Annotated in this window: 21 protein-coding genes; 7 read left to right on the forward strand and 14 right to left on the reverse strand. The window is 62.0% G+C overall.

Features of this window, described 5'->3' with window-relative positions; genetic code table 11:
• Positions 1–14: 14 nt before the first annotated feature.
• Genes NE851_RS04480 through NE851_RS04495 form a run of 4 tightly spaced genes read right to left on the reverse strand, consistent with a single transcriptional unit; the run spans position 15 to position 3988 of the window.
• Positions 15–1094 (reverse strand): ABC transporter ATP-binding protein, encoded by a 1080-nt coding sequence (locus tag NE851_RS04480; RefSeq protein ID WP_063476125.1) that lies wholly within the window; start codon positions 1092–1094, stop codon positions 15–17.
• A 34-nt stretch (positions 1095–1128) separates the two neighbouring features.
• Positions 1129–1956: an ABC transporter permease gene (locus tag NE851_RS04485; protein WP_132573481.1), complete on the reverse strand. Its 828-nt coding sequence runs from the start codon at positions 1954–1956 to the stop codon at positions 1129–1131.
• Entirely contained in the window at positions 1953–2843 is an 891-nt protein-coding gene (locus NE851_RS04490) for an ABC transporter permease (RefSeq protein ID WP_183902960.1), read from the reverse strand. The genes NE851_RS04485 and NE851_RS04490 overlap by 4 nt, the downstream gene beginning before the upstream one ends.
• Positions 2843–3988, reverse strand: a complete 1146-nt coding sequence (locus NE851_RS04495; protein WP_183902959.1) for an extracellular solute-binding protein — start codon at positions 3986–3988, stop codon at positions 2843–2845. The genes NE851_RS04490 and NE851_RS04495 overlap by 1 nt, the downstream gene beginning before the upstream one ends.
• A 187-nt stretch (positions 3989–4175) precedes the next feature.
• Here NE851_RS04495 and msrA point away from each other — a divergent pair, with 187 nt between their 5' ends.
• Positions 4176–4685, forward strand: coding sequence for a peptide-methionine (S)-S-oxide reductase MsrA (msrA, locus tag NE851_RS04500; RefSeq protein ID WP_018448987.1), 510 nt, complete (start codon positions 4176–4178; stop codon positions 4683–4685).
• A gap of 6 nt (positions 4686–4691) precedes the next feature.
• Here msrA and NE851_RS04505 read toward each other — a convergent pair whose 3' ends face one another.
• Entirely contained in the window at positions 4692–5564 is an 873-nt protein-coding gene (locus tag NE851_RS04505) for a LysR family transcriptional regulator (protein WP_063476130.1), read from the reverse strand.
• Positions 5565–5657: 93 nt separating this feature from the next.
• Here NE851_RS04505 and NE851_RS04510 point away from each other — a divergent pair, with 93 nt between their 5' ends.
• Positions 5658–6443 (forward strand): SDR family oxidoreductase, encoded by a 786-nt coding sequence (locus NE851_RS04510; protein ID WP_132573475.1) that lies wholly within the window; start codon positions 5658–5660, stop codon positions 6441–6443.
• A 27-nt stretch (positions 6444–6470) separates the two neighbouring features.
• Positions 6471–7169 (forward strand): ribonuclease activity regulator RraA, encoded by a 699-nt coding sequence (locus NE851_RS04515; protein WP_132573473.1) that lies wholly within the window; start codon positions 6471–6473, stop codon positions 7167–7169.
• Between the two features lie 351 nt (positions 7170–7520).
• On the opposite strand, the gene NE851_RS04520 is transcribed toward NE851_RS04515, so the two are convergent.
• A complete protein-coding gene (locus NE851_RS04520) occupies positions 7521–7925 on the reverse strand; it encodes a nuclear transport factor 2 family protein (RefSeq protein WP_132573471.1) in 405 nt (134 codons plus the stop codon).
• 87 nt (positions 7926–8012) lie between these two features.
• Entirely contained in the window at positions 8013–9074 is a 1062-nt protein-coding gene (locus NE851_RS04525) for an SDR family oxidoreductase (RefSeq protein WP_183907595.1), read from the reverse strand.
• Positions 9075–9183: 109 nt separating this feature from the next.
• Between NE851_RS04525 and NE851_RS04530 the strand changes: the two genes are divergently transcribed.
• Positions 9184–9777 (forward strand): TetR/AcrR family transcriptional regulator, encoded by a 594-nt coding sequence (locus NE851_RS04530; protein WP_088930365.1) that lies wholly within the window; start codon positions 9184–9186, stop codon positions 9775–9777.
• Between the two features lie 292 nt (positions 9778–10069).
• Here NE851_RS04530 and NE851_RS04535 read toward each other — a convergent pair whose 3' ends face one another.
• The 7 genes from NE851_RS04535 to NE851_RS04565 all read right to left on the reverse strand — a co-directional run bounded on the left by NE851_RS04535 (position 10070) and on the right by NE851_RS04565 (position 18627).
• Positions 10070–11062, reverse strand: a complete 993-nt coding sequence (locus NE851_RS04535; protein WP_097594771.1) for a carbon-nitrogen hydrolase family protein — start codon at positions 11060–11062, stop codon at positions 10070–10072.
• A 333-nt stretch (positions 11063–11395) separates the two neighbouring features.
• A complete protein-coding gene (locus NE851_RS04540; protein WP_183907597.1) occupies positions 11396–12685 on the reverse strand; it encodes an amidohydrolase family protein in 1290 nt (429 codons plus the stop codon).
• 25 nt (positions 12686–12710) lie between these two features.
• On the reverse strand, positions 12711–13655 hold the full coding sequence (locus NE851_RS04545) for an ABC transporter permease (protein ID WP_063476138.1): 945 nt from the start codon (positions 13653–13655) through the stop codon (positions 12711–12713).
• Positions 13652–14701, reverse strand: a complete 1050-nt coding sequence (locus tag NE851_RS04550) for an ABC transporter permease (RefSeq protein WP_097543991.1) — start codon at positions 14699–14701, stop codon at positions 13652–13654. Before NE851_RS04550 ends, NE851_RS04545 begins: the two co-directional genes overlap by 4 nt.
• Entirely contained in the window at positions 14691–16223 is a 1533-nt protein-coding gene (locus NE851_RS04555) for an ABC transporter ATP-binding protein (protein WP_183907609.1), read from the reverse strand. The genes NE851_RS04550 and NE851_RS04555 overlap by 11 nt, the downstream gene beginning before the upstream one ends.
• Positions 16220–17632 (reverse strand): amidase, encoded by a 1413-nt coding sequence (locus tag NE851_RS04560; protein WP_063476141.1) that lies wholly within the window; start codon positions 17630–17632, stop codon positions 16220–16222. Before NE851_RS04560 ends, NE851_RS04555 begins: the two co-directional genes overlap by 4 nt.
• 8 nt (positions 17633–17640) lie before the next feature.
• On the reverse strand, positions 17641–18627 hold the full coding sequence (locus tag NE851_RS04565; RefSeq protein WP_047613180.1) for a BMP family protein: 987 nt from the start codon (positions 18625–18627) through the stop codon (positions 17641–17643).
• 235 nt (positions 18628–18862) lie between these two features.
• On the opposite strand from NE851_RS04565, the gene NE851_RS04570 reads away from it, so the two are divergent.
• The 3 genes from NE851_RS04570 to NE851_RS04580 are packed head-to-tail and all read left to right on the forward strand — an operon-like array spanning position 18863 to position 21035.
• Entirely contained in the window at positions 18863–19492 is a 630-nt protein-coding gene (locus NE851_RS04570) for a CDP-alcohol phosphatidyltransferase family protein (RefSeq protein WP_132573465.1), read from the forward strand.
• Positions 19489–20109, forward strand: a complete 621-nt coding sequence (locus tag NE851_RS04575; protein ID WP_097543989.1) for a lysophospholipid acyltransferase family protein — start codon at positions 19489–19491, stop codon at positions 20107–20109. Before NE851_RS04570 ends, NE851_RS04575 begins: the two co-directional genes overlap by 4 nt.
• The gene (locus NE851_RS04580; RefSeq protein ID WP_097543988.1) at positions 20106–21035 is read left to right on the forward strand and encodes a phosphatidate cytidylyltransferase; all 930 of its coding nucleotides are present in this window, start codon (positions 20106–20108) and stop codon (positions 21033–21035) included. The genes NE851_RS04575 and NE851_RS04580 overlap by 4 nt, the downstream gene beginning before the upstream one ends.
• Positions 21036–21044 lie beyond the last annotated feature (9 nt).

Genomic DNA, 21044 nt, shown 5'->3' on the forward strand with positions numbered 1-21044 from the left:
CGTATTCCAGCGGTTTAAACCCGCTGGAGCGCCTCGATCTCGGCTTTGGCGGCGGCCGGCATCGACTGATGGGCAAGTTCATTGTCGCGGAAGACAAAAAAGCTGGCGAGGCGCGGTTCGACCCTCATCCCGGCCCGGATCCGATCGTCCGGCGCCACCATCGCCTTCAGGCGGGTGCCGTCGGCAAGATCGACATCGACCATCTTGTGGGTGCCGAAATCGACGATGCGATGGACAGTCGCGGCCTCCGCCCGATCCGAGGGACGGATCGTCAGCGCTTCCGGGCGGGCGGCCAGCGTCACCGGCCCATCCTCGATGGGGATTGCAAGCGGGAAGAGCGGATGTTCGCAGACCCCATTTCTGGTGCGCCCCTGGACGAAATTCATCGAGCCGATGAAGCCGGCGACGAAAGCGGTCTGGGGCTGCCGGTAGATGGTGCTCGGCGGCGCAATCTGTTCGGTGCGCCCATCGCGCATGACGACGATGCGGTCGGCGAGCGCCAAGGCTTCATCCTGGCCGTGGGTGACGAAGAGCGTGGTGATGCCGAGGCGCTGCTGGATATCGCGCACCTCCTCCCGCAGCCTTTCGCGTAAGTGCTGGTCAAGGCTGGCGAAGGGCTCGTCGAGCAGCAGGATCTTCGGCTCGAGCACCAGCGAGCGGGCAAGGGCGACACGCTGCTGCTGGCCGCCGGACAATTGCGTCGTCATCCGCCTGCTGTAATCGGCAAGGCCGACCAGCGCCAATGCGCTCTCGACACGCTCGCGGATTTCCGCCTTCGGCAGCCGGCGCAGCTTCAGGCCGAAGGCGATATTGTTGAAGACATCCATGTGCGTCCAGAGCGCATGGCTCTGGAACACCATGCCGGTCGGGCGCCGCTCGGGCGGCAGCGTCGTCACATCCTTCGCGTCGATGCGGATCGTCCCGCCGCTTGGGCGCTCGAAGCCGCCGATCATTCTGAGCAGCGTCGACTTGCCGGAGCCGGATGGGCCGAGCAGGCAGACGAGTTCGCCGTCGCCGACTTCGAGCGAGAAGTCGCGAACGGCAAAACTGGTCCCGAACAGTTTCGAAACGCCCTCGATCGCCAGATGTGCCATTCTCAAACCCTTCCCTGGACTGACGCGTGGTATTTCATGCGCCGAAACCTCTCGCAAGGGCGCCGGTGCCGATCACGCGGCGTGCAAACATCAGCGCGATGAAGGACGGCACCCACAGCATGACCGAGAGCACGGCGCCGTATTGCACGACGATCTGGTTGTTGATGAAGCTGATCATCAGCACCGGCATGGTGCGAATCTCCGGCGCGCCGATCAACCAGGCGCCTTCGGTCTCGTAGAAGGTGCCGACGAAGGTCAAAAGCAGCGCCGCTGATATCGTCGGTGCCGCCTGCGGCAGGGTGATCGACCAGAAGACGCGCAGCGGTGTGGCGCCGGCATCGCGCGCCGCCTCTTCCATGCGCCGGTCGACATTCTGGAAGGCAGCGACTGGGATCCAGATCATCAGCATCAGCGTGCCGACGAGTTGGATCAGCACGACGCCCCAGAAGGTGCTGATCAGGCCGAACTGCAGGAAGATGCCGGCAATAGCGACGAGCAGGCCGAATTTTGGAAAGGCATGCGATGCGAGGAACGACAGAAACAGAATGTTCCTGCCGGGAAAACGCATGCGCGCGAAGGCGTAGGCCGCGGGAAGGCAGATGACGGCGGAGAGAATGGTCACCGTCGTCGTCAGCCGCAGGCTGAGGAAGAGCGCGTCCCAGACATCCCCCCGCGCCAGCGTCTGCCCCCAGAAACGCAGGCCGAACTGCTGCGGGATGACCGAGGGATAACGCCAGACTTCGGTGAAGGCCCATGTGCCGACCACGATCAACGGCAGCGCGATGAACAGTGTCAGCAGGCACGCGAAGAGCAAGCCGATCCAGTCGAAGCGAAGATCCATGCTCGATCTGCCGGTCGTCATAGCTGGGCCTCGCGGTTGCGGGCGATCGACCGGATGTAGAAAATGCCGAAAACCAGGCAGAAGGCGAATGTGATGACGGCCTGGGTCATGGCATCAAGCGGGTCGTTCATATCAGCGAAGGTGCGCTGCATGAACGGCCCCATCATCTCCGGCGATGCCGAGCCGAGCACATAGGGTAGGGTGAAGGCGGAAAAGATGCCAAGCACCGCAAAGGACGCCGTCACCAGCAGCGAATTGCCCATGCGCGGCAGGATGATCGAGATGAAGACCCGAAACGGCCTTGCGCCGACATCGCGGGCGGCCTCGACGGCGCTGTTCGAGATGGAGGAGAGCCCGGCCGTCAGCATCAGCACCGTCAGCGGAAGATTGTCCCAGACGAGGCCGATGACCGGTCCCCACGGCGTCAGATAGGGCGTGCGCAGCTTGGGCAGGCCGACTGAATTCAGCAACAGGTCGACGGTGCCGTTCGGCCCGATCGTCCGGATCAGCGCATAGGCGAGGATGATCGACGGCACGAACATCGGGAAGATCGCAAGAGCCTGCACATAGGCGGCAAGACGCCCCTGCGAGAAGCGAAGGTAAAGCGCGATCGGAAGGCCGATCGCCAGAAGCAGGATGCCGCAGACGGCGGTCGTCCAAAGCGTCAGCCAGAGATTGCCGAGGCTGTAGCCGTCAGTGAAGAAGAAGCGATAGGAGGCAAGCGAGACTTCTTTCGCTCCGTCAGGACCGCGAACGAAGATGGTGCCGACGACCGCCGAAAAGATCGGAAAGATGATCAGCCATGCGAGCAGGAAGACCGGTAGGGCGACGAGGAGGAGCCCGATGGAGCTCCCCCTGGTGATGGACGGGTGACGGCTGGAAACCGCCGGCGCAGTTTCGGTGGACATCAGGTTCGGCTGATGCCCGGAGCGACGTTGCGGTACCAGCCGTCGGCGATTGCCTTTTCCCAGTCGCCGCCCGGGAAGGTCGGGATGGTCGATGGAATGACGTCGGCATATTTCTTGCGGAGATCGTCGGAGATATGGTCCCAGGAGATGCCGGGGAAGCCGCCGATCTGAGTGATGATCGCTTCCTGCATTTCCTTCGTCAGCATGAAGGCGGCCAGCTTCAGCGCCGCATCCTTGTTGGCGCCGTTCGAGAACACCGTGATGCCGGAAAAGCCGCCGCAAAGGGCGAGATCAGTAAGCTGCACGAGGCCGGTCGTCTCCGGCAGCACGCCCTGGGAGATCGCCTGCAGCACCTGGTCCGACCAGACCGGGACCATGGTGACGACGCCCTGGGCGAGCAACTGGATCGACTGGGTGTTGCCGGCGGTATAGGCGCCCTTGTCGTAGAGCGCGGGCTCGAGGTCGTTGAGGATCTTCCAGGCCGGCGTCAGCGCTTCCGTGGCGAAGTCGGCGGTGAAATTGTCGATCTTGAACTTCTTCGGATCGCGGCCATTGGCCTCATGGATCGCCCGGCGGACGAAGTTGCCGCCCGAGCCGCCCTTGTCCGGACGGTTGTAGATGAACTGGCCGGGATTGGCCTTGATCCATGCGGTGAGCTGCTCCCAGCTCTTCGGTGCATCCTTCGGATCGAGCTTGGTGGTGTCGTAGGCGAGAAGCACCTGCGAACCGCGGTAGGGAAGCGAGTAAGGGGTATCGAAGGCAAGCGGATTGATATGGTCGTAGGCTTCGATATTCTCGGCGGAGAACTTGACCCAGAGGCCGGCATCGATGCCGCCGGACGGCAGGCGCGGATCGAACACCTCGAACAGGTCGGCCTGCGGATCGGTCTTCGTCTTCAGTGCGGCGAGCGCACGGTCGGCGATGGCGCGCAAACCGTTATTGTCGCCGGCATCGGTCACCTTCAGGGCAACGCCTGGATGCGCCTTTTCGAAGGCGGGGCGGATGGTGTTGTTCCAGAGGTCGACGATATTGGCATCCGAACCGCTGTAGAGATCGATCGTGCCGGCCGCGGCCGATGCGAAACGCGGAAGAGCCAGCAGACCGGCTGCAGCTGATGATGTGATCAGAAATTCGCGTCTATTCATAACCCGTCTCCATCAGGTGTCGAGGCTCAGCCTCCGCAGGAATGTTCAAGGCCTTGCTAGCGCCGGCGCGTAACATCGACATGACAGATCGGGCGTATCTGAGGGAAATTGCACAGCTGTGCTGAATTCCGCCGTATGGAAATCTTCGGCGGGAAACACTATCTCTCGGCAAACAAGGAGATATCCAATGACCGAAGAACGTGCAGTCCTCGCCGGCGGTTGCTTCTGGGGCATGCAGGACCTGATCCGCCGATACAAGGGCGTGATTTCAACCCGCGTCGGCTATACCGGCGGCGATGTGCCGAATGCCACCTACCGCAACCACGGAACCCATGCTGAGGCGATCGAGATCATCTTCGACCCCTCAAGGATCAGCTATCGGGAAATCCTCGAATTCTTCTTCCAGATCCACGACCCGAGCACGCGCAACCGCCAGGGCAACGATGTTGGCTTGAGCTACCGCTCGGCGATCTTCTACGTCACCCCCGAGCAGGAGCGCGTCGCCAAGGATACGATCGCCGATGTCGACGCCTCAGGCCTGTGGCCCGGCAAGGTCGTCACCGAAGTCGTGCCGGTCAGCGATTTCTGGGAGGCCGAACCCGAGCATCAGGATTATCTGGAGCGGATTCCGAACGGCTATACCTGCCATTTCGTCCGGCCCGGCTGGAAACTGCCGGTTCGTCAGAAGATCGCCTGAAATTGATCAGGCTCCCATCGCCGCGCGGCTGGTTTCCAGAAGCGCGGCGACGAGATTTGCCCGTGGCGAGGATCGCGTCGCCACGATGCCGACGGTGCGCATAGCGGACGAGCGGGGCAGGGGCAGCTTGAGGATATCAAGGCCAGCCGGCCAGGGCGGCGCCCAATCCGGCACGATCGAGATCCCGAGACCGCGGTCTACCATCACCGCGATCGCCTCCAGCGCGTCGAGTTCGTAACGCTCGACCGGATGGATGCCGATCTCGCGCAGATATTCATCGGCGATGTGACCACCCCATTGGTTGCGGTCGTAGCGGATGAAGGGCAGGGTCTTCAACAGTTCGAGCGGATCCACCCCCTTACAGTCCGGCGGAGCGATCAGCACCAGGGGTTCCTGGCGCAGCTTGTTGAAGGTCAGCGTCTTCTGCATCGGAAATCGCGGTTCGATGATGAAGGCCGCGTCCAGCGCGCCGTTCAGAACCTCGGCATAGAGGTCCATCGAAGAGCCCGGCTTGAGGAAGATCTCGATCAGCGGGTAATCCTGGGCGAGGCGGTGGAGAATGTCGGGAACGAGACCGGTCAGCGCCGTATTGATCGCCCCGATCCGCATCTCGCCCGAAATCGTCGCGGTGCCGGCCATCGCCTTCAGATCGCGTGTATCGCGCACCAGCTCCCTGCAACGTTCGAGAATGGCAAAACCCGCCTCCGTCGGCCGCATGACGCGACCGGAACGCACCAGCAGCCGCACCCCGAGCTCGGCCTCCAATGCGCGGATGCGCTGGGCGACGGCCGCAGGCGTGAGGTTCAGCCGCTGCGCCGCCTCCGCCAGCGAGTGCCGCTCGGCAACGATAATGAAGGTTTCGAGAAAGCGTGTGTCCATCGATAGTTTTTCTATCTCTTGAACGAAGCAGAAGCCATATTTTATTTACGATCCATTGCTCCGAAAGATGGCCCGACCACATGAGGAGATGAAATGGATTTCGGCCTGAAGGACAAGACGGCCCTGGTGCTTGGCGCCGGCGGCGGACTGGGCAGCGCGATTGCCGTCAAGCTTGCGCGTGAAGGCGCCAGAATTGCCGCGGCGGATATCGATCTCGCCGCCGCTGAGAAGACCACGGCTGCGATCGAATCCGAAGGTGGCAAGGCGCTGGCGCTGCAATGGAACCTTTCCGATCTCGGTTCGATCGATGCGCATGTCGCTGAAATCGAGCGCCAGTTCGGACCGGTCGATGTCCTCGTCAACAATACCGGCGGCCCACCGCCGACCACCGTCTCCGGCCAGGATCCGATGCTCTGGAACCAGTATTTCCAGAGCATGGTGCTCTCCGTCATCGCCATTACCGATCGCGTGTTGCCGCAGATGCGGGCGCGCAAATGGGGGCGCATCGTCACCTCGACCTCGTCGGGCGTGGTCGCGCCGATTCCCAATCTCGGCATCTCGAATGCATTGCGCCTGTCTTTGGTCGGCTGGTCGAAAACACTGGCGCGCGAGGTCGGGCGCGACGGCATCACCGTCAATATCGTCCTGCCGGGCCGGATCGCCACCGGCCGCATCACCTTCCTCGACGAGCAGAAGGCCAAACGCGAAAACCGTTCCATCGACGACATCGTCACTGAGAGCACCGGCAACATTCCGCTCGGCCGCTATGGCCGGCCGGAAGAATATGGCAATGTCGTCACCTTCCTGGCGAGCGAGCCTGCTTCCTATCTCACCGGATCGGTGATCCGCGTCGATGGCGGCATGATCCAGAGTGTCTGACAGAAACCCAATTGGAACTGACAACCGATGGCCCTTAGCGCTGAAGCGATAGCAACCCTCAAGACCGTTTCGACCGCGACACTGACGACCGTTCTTCTGAAGAAGGGCCTGCGAAACGTCTGGATCCGCGGCGCCACTCCCTTGAAGCCCGGCCAGCCGCGCATCGTCGGTCCGGCCTTCACGCTACGCTTCGTACCGGCCCGCGAGGATCTCGCGACGCCGGCATCCTGGGCCTCGCCGATTTCGACGCGCGCTGCGATCGAGGCGATGCCGGAAGGCTGCGTCGCCATCGTCGATGCGATGGGAGTCACCGAGGCCGGCATCTTCGGCGATATCCTCTGCGCCCGCATGCAGAAGAGAGGCGTTGCCGCACTCGTCACCGACGGCGTGGTGCGCGACCTTGCCGGCGTGCTCGACACCGGCCTGCCGGTCTGGTGCCGCGGCGTCGCAGCCCCCCCTTCGGTCGCCGGTCTGACCTTCGTCGCCTGGCAGCAGCCGATCGGCTGCGGCGGCGTGGCGGTCTTTCCCGACGACATCATCGTCGTCGACCAGGACGGCGCGGTGCTAATCCCGGCCGATATGCTCGACACCGTGCTTGATGAAGCGCCGGAACAGGAGCGGATGGAAGCCTGGATCATGACCAGGATCGATGAAGGCGTGCCGCTGCCCGGCCTCTATCCGATGAACGCCGAAACCAAGGCGCTCTACGAGGCCTCGAAGAAATAGGCTCCGGGCCAAGACGGTGGCAACTTTATCGCGAAGCCTGGGATTTTTGCGACATTTGAGTGGCCGGCTCCTACCTAAGTAAGACGTCCAGGAATGATCGCCCCACATTCAGAAGCGGTCATTCACAGACTTGGGACAGTTGCAGCAATGCCCCCTGCCAACGATCGGCTGCCAACATCAACGGTCTTTGTAGGTGGTGCCTGGACGGACCTCTTTTACTGATGGCGGCACCTCGGCCGCCGTCGGTTGGCATCCTCTATTGAGAGCCGGCCCGCCAGCACCGTTGGTGTCCTTTGAACAGTTGTGCCTCGATCCATGGAAAGCGTTCGCCACAGCCAGCAAGACTTCCCGCTATCTGACGGTGGTCGCCTGTGACCAGACGACCATCCATTGCCCGTCGCGACGCTCATAGACATCGGTGTGCCAATAATCATGGAGGGGGACTTTGTGGCCGCTGAAGATAACTTCCAGTTGGGCGCGATATCGAATGACCGCCCCACTGCCGTATAGGCGCACATCGATCTCGGCGGGCTCCCACGTCAAATACCTGATTTGTCCGGAGGCAATCGCACCCAGGTATTCGTCTTTTGAAAGCGCTGCGCCGATCGGCGTTATCAATTGAAAGTCTGGAGCATGAAGCTGTCTTGCCCGAACAATATCCGCGCTAACGAGTGCGCGCAGTCTGGCGCGTTCAGTTTCGCGGAGAAGGTCGGCGTCATTGGTTGTGGAAAGGGCGTCGGCGAACGAGACTGTCATGCGTGTTCTCCATTTGAAAACGAGAGATCGCTCGATCCCTCACCGGGCGACCGATATGCGCGGTAGAAATGCTTCAGAGCATAGTGATCACATTGCCGGTTCCCCCCGACGGCGGACCAATCCCAGGTCGATGAGGCTTTGGGCGCTGGCGCGTATGGCATCCTCCTCCGGGCGCGAGCGCCAGTTCAGGACACGCTGGGCTTTTTCTGCGCTAACACTCAGATCTCGATTGAGTTCGTGAACGATAATTCGGGCATTGGGGTCCGACTGCGCCATGGCCTTGACGACCTCATCGGGAACTTCGCCTGACGGCAGCCGGGCGGCGTACTCAGGGAAAGAAGCCGCAAGAACGGCCACCAAATCTCTGAGCCAGAAAAATCGGCCCCCGACGATGAAACGTTGGCTCTTGGCCACGGGATGGGTCATCGCTCGAATGTGAGCGTCTGCGACATCGCGCACATCCACTACAGAGAAGCCGAAGCGTGGAATGCCCTCGAATTGTCCCGTCATCAGATGATGGATCAGGCCCACGGACGTCCCGAAATTCGCGCTGAGTAACGGCCCAAGAATCATGCTCGGGTTGATGACCGCCAGATCGAGGCCAACCTCATGCGCAAAAATCCAGGCAGCCCGCTCGGTCAGGGTCTTCGACTTGTAGTAGGGCGTCGCCCGTTGGCCTTCCGGGTCTGTCCAGTTTTTTTCGGTGAAAGGCGCCTTCCCGTCGCCATGGTTGGTGGCGGCTATGGAGGAGGTGAGTACCACACGCTTAACGCGCGCGCGGTGCGCCGCATGGAGTACCCGCAACGCACCGTCACGGGCTGTCTGGATAAGCGCATCCTCATTTTCAGGAAACCCCGGGGGGAAAGGTGACGCCCTATGAATGACATAGCTGCATCCTTCGACAGCCGCAGTCCAGCCATCGTCGCTGTCAAGATCAGCCTGAACGAAGCTGAGGCGCTCAAGAGCATCCTTGTGAATTTGCGCGCGAAACTGGCTTTGTACGGCATCGCTCTTGTCAAGGCGACGCAGGCTGCCTCGAACCCGATATCCTTGATCAAGCAACTGCAAGCCGATGTGCCCGGCGAGGAACCCTCCAATGCCCGTCACCAAGACCGTTACAGTTGTGGGGTCGTCCGTCGCTGTGTTCATCGAAGCTCCTTGTGACCACGTCTGGGCGGCTCAATCAAATTAGACACATATACTATATTTGTCTAATCGTCCTTTTGACAGCATGGACCAAAAGTGTCAATATGCCCACATGATGCAAGCCGAGCAAAAAATAACGCAGATTTTGGACGCCGCCTTGCCGGTGTTTGTGCGCTTTGGCTTTCGAAAAACCTCGATGGCGGACATTGCGCGCGCTGCGAGAATCTCGCGCGCCTCGCTCTACCTGAGCTTCAGCAGCAAAGAAGAGTTGTTTCGGGCCGGCTCAATGCGAGCGCATACCCGGACACTGAATGAAGTGGCAGCAGTTCTGGAGGGCAAGGGGAGGGCAATTGATCGAATAGAAATGGCCATATCGGTCTTTCAGCGGGAGTTGATCGCCCCCTTTGGCGGTAGTGCCGATCCGGAAGAGCTGTTTGCTGCCAATATGGCCTTGGCTGCGGATATCACGCTCGAGGCGCGGACTAAGCTATTAAGCATGCTGACACAGACCTTGATAGCCGCCGTGGAGAGCGATGAGATCGAACTTGAACCGCTGCAGGCCCCGCCCGCGCAACTGGCCAATATCATTGTGGCTGCAATGGATGGGATCAAACACGCGCGAGTTGACGGCTCCAGCCTTGCGGACGACACGAAACTATTCATGCGCCTCCTGCGGGTGGCCGTGACGTCAAGGACTAGCCAGTAGGCGCATTTACGCTATTGCCAAGCCCCGGTACCCGCTTTTTGCTGTTAGGCAACCGAATCTGTCGGGCCGACACGGCCGGCCACACATCAGCAATCGTATCAACGTCAGCTCTGTCACGAGCTCGTCCAAAAGCCGTTTCCGCTTCCCCCATCTGTGCCGCTACCCGTGTGCTGCAAAAGTCCCGGCTTTTGCCGCGTTCGAAAGTCAGGATCTTCGCGACAAGGCAGAAAAGTTCCTTGCCGCGCACCGGGAGGTCAGCGGGTAAACCACCCCGCTGACCAATACCTATTCGTCAGAATAGGTTGCGACCGTCACTCCTCGGATCACCATCTATCTGGTGTGGCGTGTAAAGGTTGGCACGGGCGTTTCGCCGCCAAGGTCTTGCGGGAGACTCCGGATCATTTCTGATGGTCGTAACAGCGATCGCAGCTTCCCCACTTGTGGGGCATTGTACCGCCCATTGCCCATCAGGCGCAGCTATTCCGGAAGGGACCGTGACGCTCTGCGGCGCATGAGCTGAAAAACTGATCCAGTAGGAATTGCTTGCAGCGTGTCCCAATGCCTCCGCGGCGAAAGCCAGTGAAGGCGCTGAAGGCGCCTCGCCTGTGGTGGAGAAGAGGACGCAATCGACATCATGCCGCTCATATTCTGTGAAAATTTCCGGATAATGCAGTTCCATGCCCATCGAGCAGCCGAAACGGAGACCATCCACCTCAAAGGTCACCGGATTTTTTCCCGGCGAGTACATAAAAGAGATTTTCGTATTCGATAGCAGACGCTCGTCGTAGCGTGTCACCAGTTCTCCACGATCGGATATCACGTAGAGACTGTTATGCGGTCGATGTGGCGAAGTGAGCTGATGGACGGAGCCGAATATCGTCCATAGCTTAAGTTCGCTCGCAAATTTTCTGGTTGCCTCCAGTTCCTCCCGCAAAATACTCCATTCGCAGCGCGTCCAATTGGACGGGCCAATTTCCCGAGGCCCATTCTCAGACATGATGCGTTTGTTTGGCGAACAGGTCGCTCCCTCGGGGAAGTGTATGAGGCGAGCGCCTGTCTTATGCGCTTCCTCCATAAGGCGGCGCATTTCCACTCCGCTGGCACGGAGCGCCGAAATATCACGAGGATCGTTGAACAGCGATGTTTGGGCGACAGCGATCCGTATCGAACGGATCACGGCTTCGTCCGGTCGTTGGCGGATATGTTGAAGAGCTGCGGTGTAAGATTCGCCGGTTTTGGCTGCGCGAGCACGTACAAGGCGTTTGAGATTTCCGTTTTGCGTCATTGTCAGGCCTTTCACGCCTCGGACGCAGTTCCCCAGCAACCCGCCCGAAACGATCGGACCAAGACAACGGACTGAGACGAAAGTCCCTTTGCCTCCGTTCAAGACCATGCTGGGGAAGGTCTGGGAGGTTAGGCGCAGGCCACGCCGAAATAAAATTGTCGAGCAGATGCTGATTCGTCAAGCTGTTGCGATAATCCCGATTGAAGCGATGGTTTTGCGAATGATATTTGCGATGTCGCAAAACCCGATGTGATGCGACGGTCAGGCGCGCGGCCCTTTTTGTTTTGGCGCAGATGGAAGCTGCTCCGGTAAGCCGGTAGCCTCCACGACACCTCAACAACGAGGCACGTAATCCAGACCGCCGTCGATCCGGGCTGGGCGCCCTTCCAGGAAAAGCTCGCCGATGCGCGGCGCCGAGCGGGCGATGACCTTGCCGCGACGGATCACCGCCAGCCGGTTCGGCTTCAGCCGCAGCGCTTCCAGCGTGTCGCTCGCCTGAAGGATGACCAGGTCGGCCTTGCATCCCTTTTCCAGGCCGTAGCCTTCAAGCCCCATCGTCTTCGCCGAATTGACGGTCAGCGCGTCGAAGATCCTCTTCTTGTCGTCGATGCCGGCCATCTGTGCGACATGGATTGCCATATGGCCGACCTCCAGCATGTCGCCCGATCCCATCGAATACCAGGGGTCCATGACACAGTCGTGCCCGAAGGAAACATTGAGCCCGGCATCCATCAGCTCCCGCACGCGGGTCATGCCGCGGCGTTTCGGATAGGTGTCGTGCCGGCCCTGCAGCATGATGTTGATCAGCGGATTGGGGATGACGTTGATCTCGGCCTCCGCCATCAGCGGAATGAGCTTGGAGACATAATAATTGTCCATCGAGTGCATCGAGGTCAGATGCGAGCCGGCGACGCGTCCCTGTAAGCCGAAGCGGATGGTTTCCGCAGCCAGCGTCTCAATATGGCGCGAGAGCGGATCGTCGGTTTCGTCGCAATGCATATCGACCGGCAGGCCGCGATCGGCGGCGATGCGGCAGAGCGCCTCGACCGACGCCGTGCCTTCACCCATCGTCCGTTCGAAATGCGGAATGCCGCCGACGATATCAACGCCCATGTCGAGGGCGCGGTTGAGCGCGTCGATCGCCCCCGGCGAGCGGTAATAACCGTCCTGGGGGAAGGCGACCAGCTGCAGATCGATATAGGGCGCGACCTTCTCGCGCACCTCGATCATCGCCTCGACGGTCACAAGCCTCGGATCACTGGTGTCGACATGGCTGCGGATGAAGAGCAGGCCCTGCGTGACCGCCAGATCGCAATAGCGCAGTGCACGATCGACCAGTTCCTCCTTCGTCACGATCGGGCGCAACTCTCCCCAGAGTGCGATGCCCTCGAGCAGGGTGCCGGATAGGTTCATGCGCGGCAGGCCGAGCGACAGGGTCGCGTCCATATGGAAATGCGGATCGACGAAGGGCGGGCTGACCAGCCGGCCTGACGCGTCGATTTCTTCCCTCGGCTGCGCCTGGAGATTGGGCTCGACCGCGATGATCTTGCCGCCCTGGATGCCGATATCGACGCCCTTTCGGCCATCAGGGAGATTTGCATTTCTGACGATCAGATCGAACATCGGAGCCTCATTGGACAGAAGTGGTTCAGCGTTCGCCGCGACGATAGGGCTGCATCAGTGCCTGCGGTACGCGGGCGCGGCGGGCCATGACGGCAAGGGCGGCAATGGAAAGGATATAGGGCGTCATCAAAAAGAGCTGATAGGGTACAAGCCCGCTCAGCGCGGTTTGCAGCCGGAGCTGGAAGGCATCGAAGAAAGCGAAGAGCAGGGCGCCGAACAGCGCGCGACCGGGCCGCCAGGAAGCGAAGACGACGAGCGCGATGCAGATCCAGCCGCGCCCCTGCACCATGGTCGGGAAAAAGCTGTTGAACGCCGACAGGGTCAGGAAGGCGCCGCCCATTCCCATCAGTGCGCTTCCGGCAATCACCGCGCCATAGCGCACCTTCATCGGATTGACGCCCTGCGCTTCCGCCGCATGCGGATTTTCACCGGTCATGCGGATCGCAAGCCCAACGGGCGTGCGGAAGATGATGTAGGCCATCAGTAGGGCGATGGCGATCGCGAGATAGGTCGGCGCCGTCTGCGTGAAGAAGGCTGGCCCGATGAAAGGCAGAGTCGAAAGACCCGGAATGGCGATCGGCTGGAACGGCACGATGGTGGGCGGCGTATTGGCAAGCGGCACGATCAGCCGGAAGACATAATAGCTGAAGCTGGAGGCAAAGAGGGTGACGCCGAGACCAGCGACATGCTGGGAGAGGCCGAGCGTCACTGTCAGGCCCGCATGCAGCAGGCCGAAGACGCCGCCGGCAATGGCGGCAATCAGCAGGCCCGTCCAGAGATCGGCGCCGTGATAGACGGAAAGCCAGCCGATCATCGCGCCGAAGGTCATGATGCCCTCGATGCCGAGATTGAGCACGCCGGCCCGTTCGCAGAGCAGGGCGCCGATCGTGCCGAAAATCAGCGGTGTGGCGATCCGCAGGATTGCCGCCCAGAGCCCAGCGGAGGCGATGATGTCGAAGAGCTGCATCATCGCCGGATCCTGTATTGGGTGAAGAACAATGCGATCAGCATCGTCAGCAGCGACAGCGCCACGGTGACGTCGGCGATATAGGTCGGGATCCCGAGGCCTCGGCTCATGCCATCGGCGCCCACGAACATGGTGGCGGTGAAAATGGCGGCAAAGACGACGCCGAGTGGATTGAGGTTGGCGAGCATGGCGACGACGATACCGGCATAGCCGAAACCGGGCGACAGGTCGGTCGTCACGTAACCCTTGACCCCCATCACCTCGATCGCTCCTGCCAACCCTGCAAGCCCGCCGGAGAGGCAGGCGACCTTCACCAGCGTTCTGCCGAGGGGCACGCCCGCAAAAACAGCGCCGCCCGGATTGAGGCCGGCCGCGCGCGACTGCATGCCGAACACGGTGCGCGACTGGATGAAATGGACGAGGATCGCCAGCGCGATTGCGATCGCAAAGCCGATATGCAGGCGCGAACGGGCGATCAGCTTCGGCAGCATGGCGTGATCGCTGACCGATTGCGACTGCGGCCAGCCGAAGGCGAGCGGATCCTTGAGAACGCCATCGATCAGCATCGAGACGAAGAGCACGGCGATGAAGTTCAACAGCAGGCTGGTGACGACTTCATCGACCGAGAAGCGCAGCCTGAGCCAGAGCGGGATCAGGATCAGCACCATGCCGGCAATGGCGCCGATCAGCAGTAGCAATGGAATGAGAATGGGGGCGGGAAGATTGCCGAGCAGTTTCGAGCTTGCCGCCGCAACGGCGATGGCGCCGAGATAGAACTGGCCCTCGGCGCCGATATTCCAGAGTCGTGCCCGGAAGGCGACGGCCGCGGCAAGCCCGGTCAGCATCAGCGGCGTTGCCCGCGTCAGCGTTTCGGTTGCCGACAGCCGCGAGCCGAAAGCACCGGTCAGGATGCGCCAATAGGCATCGAGCACGGGCGCGCCGGCAATTGATATCAGGATGCCCGAAAGCGCCAGGGCTGCGATCACCGCGATGACGGGCGTGACGATCAGCAGGGAAAGCGGACGGTGTTCGCGGCGCTCAAATCGCATGGCCGGCCTCTGGGTTTTGCTGCCATTCGCCGGCCATCATCAGCCCCAGCCTGCGCGCATCGGCGTCTTCAGCCTCGACGGGCGGCGACAGCCGGCCGCCGACGATCGCCTGTATGCGATCGGCAAGCGCGATCACCTCGTCGAGGTCTTCGGAGATCAGCAGCACGGCGGTCCCTTGCCTGCGGGCTTCGAGCAAGCGGGCGTGCACGGCTGCCACCGCCCCTTCATCGAGACCGCGCGCAGGCTGCGCCGCAATCAGGATCCGCGGCCGCCGATGCAGGTTGCGGCCGAGAATGAGCTTTTGCATATTGCCGCCGGAGAGCAGCCGGGTGCGAATGGCCGGGCCGCCGCCGCGGACATCGAATCCGTCGATGATCTCCCTGGCGAAGGCCATGCCCGCTTTGCGATTGACGAGACCACGGCGCGAAAAGGCCGATGAGGCGATGCGTTCCAGCACGGCGTTTTCCCAGATCGCCATTTCGCCGATTACGCCTTCCTCGTTGCGATCCTCGGGAATGCGGCCGATGCCGGCGTCGACGACATCGGCGACACCGAGATTGCCGACGGCTTCCCCGAACAGCAGAAGGTCGCCGGCGCTGCGCGCCAGCATGCCGGAGAGAAGATGCGCCAATGTCGCCTGACCATTGCCCGAAACACCGATGATGCCGAGGATTTCTCCCGCATGCAGCCGGAAGCTGATCGACTTCAGCCGATCGACGCCGCCGCTGCGCACCGTCACATCGGCCGCTTCGAGGGCAATGGCGCCGGCTGTCGACGGCTCGCGCACGGGCCGCGTCACACGGTGCCCGACCATCAGTTCGGCGAGTTCCTCTTTGCTGGTGTCCGACGTCTTGCGTTCGGCGACCATCTTGCCGCCGCGTAAGACCACGATGCGGTCGGCCGCTGCCATCACCTCGTCGAGCTTGTGCGAGATGAAGATCAACGAAAGGCCCTGGCGGGCCATTTCCCTCAGCGTCGTGAACAGTCGTTCGGCCTCGATATTGGTCAGCACCGCCGTCGGCTCGTCGAGGATCAGGATGCGGGCATCGTTATAGAGCGCCTTGAGGATCTCGACGCGTTGCTGCTCACCGACCGACAGGTCGCCAAGGCGCGCATCCGGATCGACCTTGAGGCCGAAGCGCTCGGATATCGTCAGCAGCTTCTTGCGCGCCGCGGAAGTTCCCGAGCGCCAGGACCACAGTCTTTCCGTGCCGGTCATGACATTTTCGAGAACGGTCAGATTGGGCGCGAGCGAGAAATGCTGATGCACCATGCCGACGCCGGCCTGGATCGCCGCGCGCGGCTTGCCCTGCGGCACCTCTCTGCCTTCGATCAGAATTCGGCCGGCATCCGGCATGTAATGGCCGAAAAGGATGCTCATCAGCGTGGTCTTGCCCGCACCGTTCTCGCCAAGCAGCGCCACGACCTCACCCTTGGCAAGAGTCATGGAAATATCGTCATTGGCGAGATTGGCGCCGAAACGCTTGCTGACGCCTGTGATCTCCAGCACCGGCCCGGTCATGACGGCAGTCCCGCGACGGGAAACCGATGCTGCCACCGCCCCTCGGACTCCAAGCGTGCGGCAAGCGACAGGAGGCGCGGTTCGTGACCCATCGGCGCCATGATCTGCACCGGCAGCGGCAGGGCGTGCTCATCCTGTCCGAAAGGCAGCGTCAAAGCAGGAAAACCCGAAATATTGGCGAGGCAGGCAAGCGGCGCAAAGGCCGTCATCCGCTCGAGATGCAGATCCGTGTCGGTATGATCGGACGGAAAGGAGCCGATCGCAAGAGGCGCAGACGAAAGCATCGGCATGAGAATGCAATCGACCTTGTCGAACAGCGTCCAGAGCTTATGGCTCACCAGAACGGCCTCGTTCAGCGTGTTCCAGAGCGATGTGACCGAAAGCCCTCGTCCGCGCGCAGCAAAAGCCTGCGTCAGAGGCTCGGCCCTGCTTTCATCCAGAGCCGCCGCCTCGATGAGCGCCGCAAGGTTGGCGGAGACGATATCGGCGAAGGCGCGGCCGCTTGACGTGACGCTTCCTTCGAACTCGGCCCAGCTCAACGGAACGATCAGGTGTCCGTCATTCTCGAGCGCACGAGCCGCATCCTCGACGGCTGCGAGCCGATCACCCTCCGTCGGATAGACCGGCCCAGTATCAACCAGCAGGCCGGCTCGCAAACGACCGTCGTTGCTATCGACAGAGGAGGGGTCCGGAAAAGGTCCTCGTGAATCGCCGGCCAACCCGTCGAATATCAGCGCCGTATCCCGCACCGAACGGCAGACCGCGAGTTCGCTGGCGATACCGGCGAGGTGGTTGCCAAAGGAGGGGCCGCCCGGGATGGCGCCGCGCGTCGGCTTCATTCCGACGAGGCCGCAGCAGGCGGCGGGCACACGGATCGAGCCGCCCGCGTCGGTGGCATGTGCGATCGCAACGATCCCGGCGGCAACCGCAGCCGCCGCACCGCCGGAGGAGCCGCCCGCGGTTCGGGCCGGATCGAGCGGGTTGCGGCAGAGAGGCCCGATCGCCGGTTCGCTGGCAAGCGACAGCCCAAATTCCGGGCTCGTCGTCAGGCCGAACAGGCAGAAGCCGGCGTCGCGGAAACGAGCAGCCAGATCGGAATCCGCTTCGCCGCCCTTTCTTTCGAAGAGACGGGAACCGGCGGTGACCGGCAGACCGGCGAAGGGGCCGCCAAGATCTTTCGCCAAACTCGGCACACCGGCAAAGGGCCTGATGGAAAAGCGATCCGGCGCGCTCCGCCGCTCCCGGTCGCGGTCGTCCGCCGAGGCAAGGCCCATGGCGGCATCGAGATAGGCGAGCGCGCCGAGCGCCGCCTGCCGCGCAGCGGCCTCAAGAGAAGCCTGCATCGCCTCGGCAGCGCTCAGCTTGCCATGCCGGATCGCTGCCGCCAGGTCGGTCGCATCGCTTTGCATGAGTCGAATTACTTCGGCTCGTCCATCATCTTCGGAACCTCGAAGGTGCCGGCCTTGATCTCCGCCCGCTTGGCTTCCATCGCAGCCTCCGCATCGGCGGGCGCCACGCCCTTCACAAAGACGATATCGCTGCCGCCTTCCTTCATCAGGCCGTAGGAGGTGTAGTTCCTACCGACCGGTTTTCCGGCCGCGACATCGGCGATCGCAGCGTTGAGGATCGGGCGGAAATACCACATGGCGTTGGCAAACACAGTGTCAGGGTAGCGCGGCGTATAGTCGATCAGCGAGCCGACCGATTTGATGCCGCGTTCCTTGGCGGCATCGGCGGTACCGATACGTTCGCCGAACAGGATGTCGGCGCCGGCGTCGATCTGGGCAAGACCGGCTTCGCGGGCCTTCGGCGGATCGAAGAAGGTGCCGATGAAGGAGACGAGGTGTTTTGCCTCCGGGTTGACGGCCTTGACGCCGGCCGCGAACGCGTTGATCAACATGTTGACCTCGGGGATCGGAATAGCGCCGACCGAACCGACGATATTCGACTTGGTCATCTTGCCCGCCAGCATGCCGGCAAGATAGGCGCCGTCATGGTTCCAGGTGCCGAAGACACCGAAATTATCGCCGGCCTGCTCGCCGCTCGAACCCAGCACGAAGGCGGTATCGGGATAGTCGGCCGCGACCTGCCGGGCCTCTTTCTCCACCGCATAGGCCTCGCCGATAATCAGCTTGTTGCCCTGTTCGGCATATTCGCGCATGGCGCGGGGATAATCGGTGCCGGAAACACCTTCGGAGAAGACATATTCGATAACGCCTTCCTTGGCCGCGTCCTGCAGGGCCTTGTGCAGACAGGAGTTCCAGGCATTTTCAACCGGCGAGGCATGAATGCCGGCAACTTTCAGCGGCGCGGCCGCTCTTGCCAGCGGGGCAAAGCCGCTGACCCCAAGCGCAATGCCGGATGCGATCACTGCCCGGCGTGAAATCAGGATATCTTTGGTCATTGATTGTTCCCCTTTTTTACCATTTGGTTCAAAAATCATAGTAGCGCCTAAAAATGTGTCAAGCCGCGAATGGGCTTAAAAATCAGGCTGATCGGCCACCGCGACCTGACTGAAAAAACGAGGCATGGCAGGCTGCACGCTCGGCGCCACCGTGCTTGCCGGGCAGGATCTACAGGGGCTTGGCGCGACGACTCCGGCAGGATATGCATAGAACTATCGGGTTGGGGAAATTGAAATGGGTGATGAAGAAGACGCCTCGCGGCGGCCGATCGCGAGCCGGTCGTCGTCCTGGGCGATCGGCCTGAGTGCGTGGCTGGCACGCACCGGTGTCACGCCAAACGGCATTTCGCTTTTCTCGATCCTGTTTGCCAGCCTCGGCGCGGCGCTCATCCTCTTCACGGCCCATCCGATCGCCATGGTTTGCGCCGCGATCTCGGTGCAGATGCGGCTCGTCTGCAATCTGCTGGACGGCATGGTCGCGATCGAAGGCGGCAAGAAAACCAAGAGCGGGCCGCTCTACAATGAATTCCCCGACCGGATCGCCGACAGCCTGCTTCTCGTCGCAGCCGGTTATGCCTGCGGCTTTGCCTGGCTCGGCTGGCTGGCTGCGCTGCTCGCCGCACTCACCGCCTATATCAGGGTCTTCGGAGGAGCGGTCGGTCTTCCCCAGGACTTCAGCGGCATCATGGCCAAGCAGCGCCGCATGGCGGTACTGACGGCGGGCCTCGTCGCCCAGAGCGTGGAGACGCTGATATCGGCCAGCCATTGGTCGCTGCTCCTTGCCTCCGTCATCATCGCGGCGGGAAGCCTCGTCACCTGCACCACGCGGACGATAAGACTTGCCCGCTCGCTGGAGAGATTATGATCGCACTCATCCGTCGCCTTCTCGTGCTTTTCGTCCGCATCGTGGTCGGCGCCCGCAGCGAGTGGCGGGGCTGCACGCCCGACCCCCGCCGCCGCATCTATTTTGCCAATCACAACAGCCATGTCGACACCGTCGCCGTCATGGCCGCCCTGCCGTGGCCGGTGCGACGGCTGACCCATCCGGTTGCGGCGCGCGATTATTGGGGAACGACCGCCTTTCGCCGTTTCATCGCCGAGAAAGGCCTGCGCGCCGTCCTGATTGACCGCAAGCCTCTGCCCGACAGCAACCCGCTGGAGCCGATCGAGCGCCTGCTCGAGGAGGGGCGCTCGGTCCTGATCTTCCCGGAAGGCACGAGAAGCGCCAGCGATGAGATCGCCCCCTTCCGCAGCGGCATCTATCGCCTTGCATGCCGTTTCCCCGATGTCGATCTCGTGCCGATCCATCTCGACAATCTTCAGCGCATCCTGCCCAAGGGAAGCTGGCTGATCGTCCCGATCACCTGCACGGCGCGCTTCGGCAAGCCGCTCCGCGTCGAACCGGGCGAAGGAAAAGACGCGTTCCTGGCCCGCGCCCGTGCCGCGGTCATCGAGCTAGCAGACGGAGAACGCATCGCATGACCAGCCATTTCTCCATCGTGCTTGCCGCGATCCTCGGCCTGTTGGCCGTCGCCTCGGCCATTGGCTTCACCCTTCAGCGGCGGGCGACCGAGCCCGGATCCGTCGCTACCGTCCACAATCTCAATGCCCGAATTCGCTCATGGTGGATCATGGTCGCGATATTCGGCGGCGCGATTCTGCTCGGCGATACCGCGGTGGTCGTCCTGTTCGCATTCCTGTCCTTCATGGCGCTTCGCGAATTCTGGACGCTGACGCCATCGCGGCGCGGCGATCACCTGGCGCTGTTCCTGTCCTTCTTCGTCGTCCTGCCACTTCATTACCTGTTGCTCGGAACGGCGTGGTACGGCCTATTTGCGATCTTCATCCCGGTCTATGCCTTCCTGATCCTGCCGGCGGTGGCGACCTTGACGGGCGACGTCAACGAATTCCTGGCCCGGACCGCCAGGGTGCAATGGGGATTGATGCTGACGGTCTATTCGATCAGCCATGCTCCCGCACTTCTGATGCTGCAGACCGGTACGCCATCCGCCCTGCTTCTCGTCTATCTCGTCATCGTGGTGCAACTCAGCGACGTCTTCCAGTATGTCTGGGGCAAGCTCCTGGGAAAGCATCGCTTCTCGCCGAACATCAGCCCATCGAAGACGCTCGAAGGCCTCTTCGGTGGCGGCGCCTCGGCCATCCTTGTGGGAACGCTGCTCTATCGCCTGACGCCGTTCTCGCCGCTGCAGGCGGCGGCCATCAGCACGGTCATCGTCGTCGCGGGCTTCTTCGGCGGCTTCGTGCTCTCGGCCATCAAACGCGATCTGAACGCCAAGGACTGGGGCTATGTGATCGAGGGTCACGGCGGCGTGCTCGACCGGCTGGATTCCATCACCTTCGCAGCGCCGCTGTTCTTCCACATCGTCCGCTACTGGTACACCGTCTGACAATTCATC

Origin of the sequence: Rhizobium anhuiense bv. trifolii, assembly GCF_024346605.1 — a bacterium.
In the GTDB taxonomy this organism is placed as follows: Bacteria; Pseudomonadota; Alphaproteobacteria; order Rhizobiales; family Rhizobiaceae; genus Rhizobium; species Rhizobium anhuiense.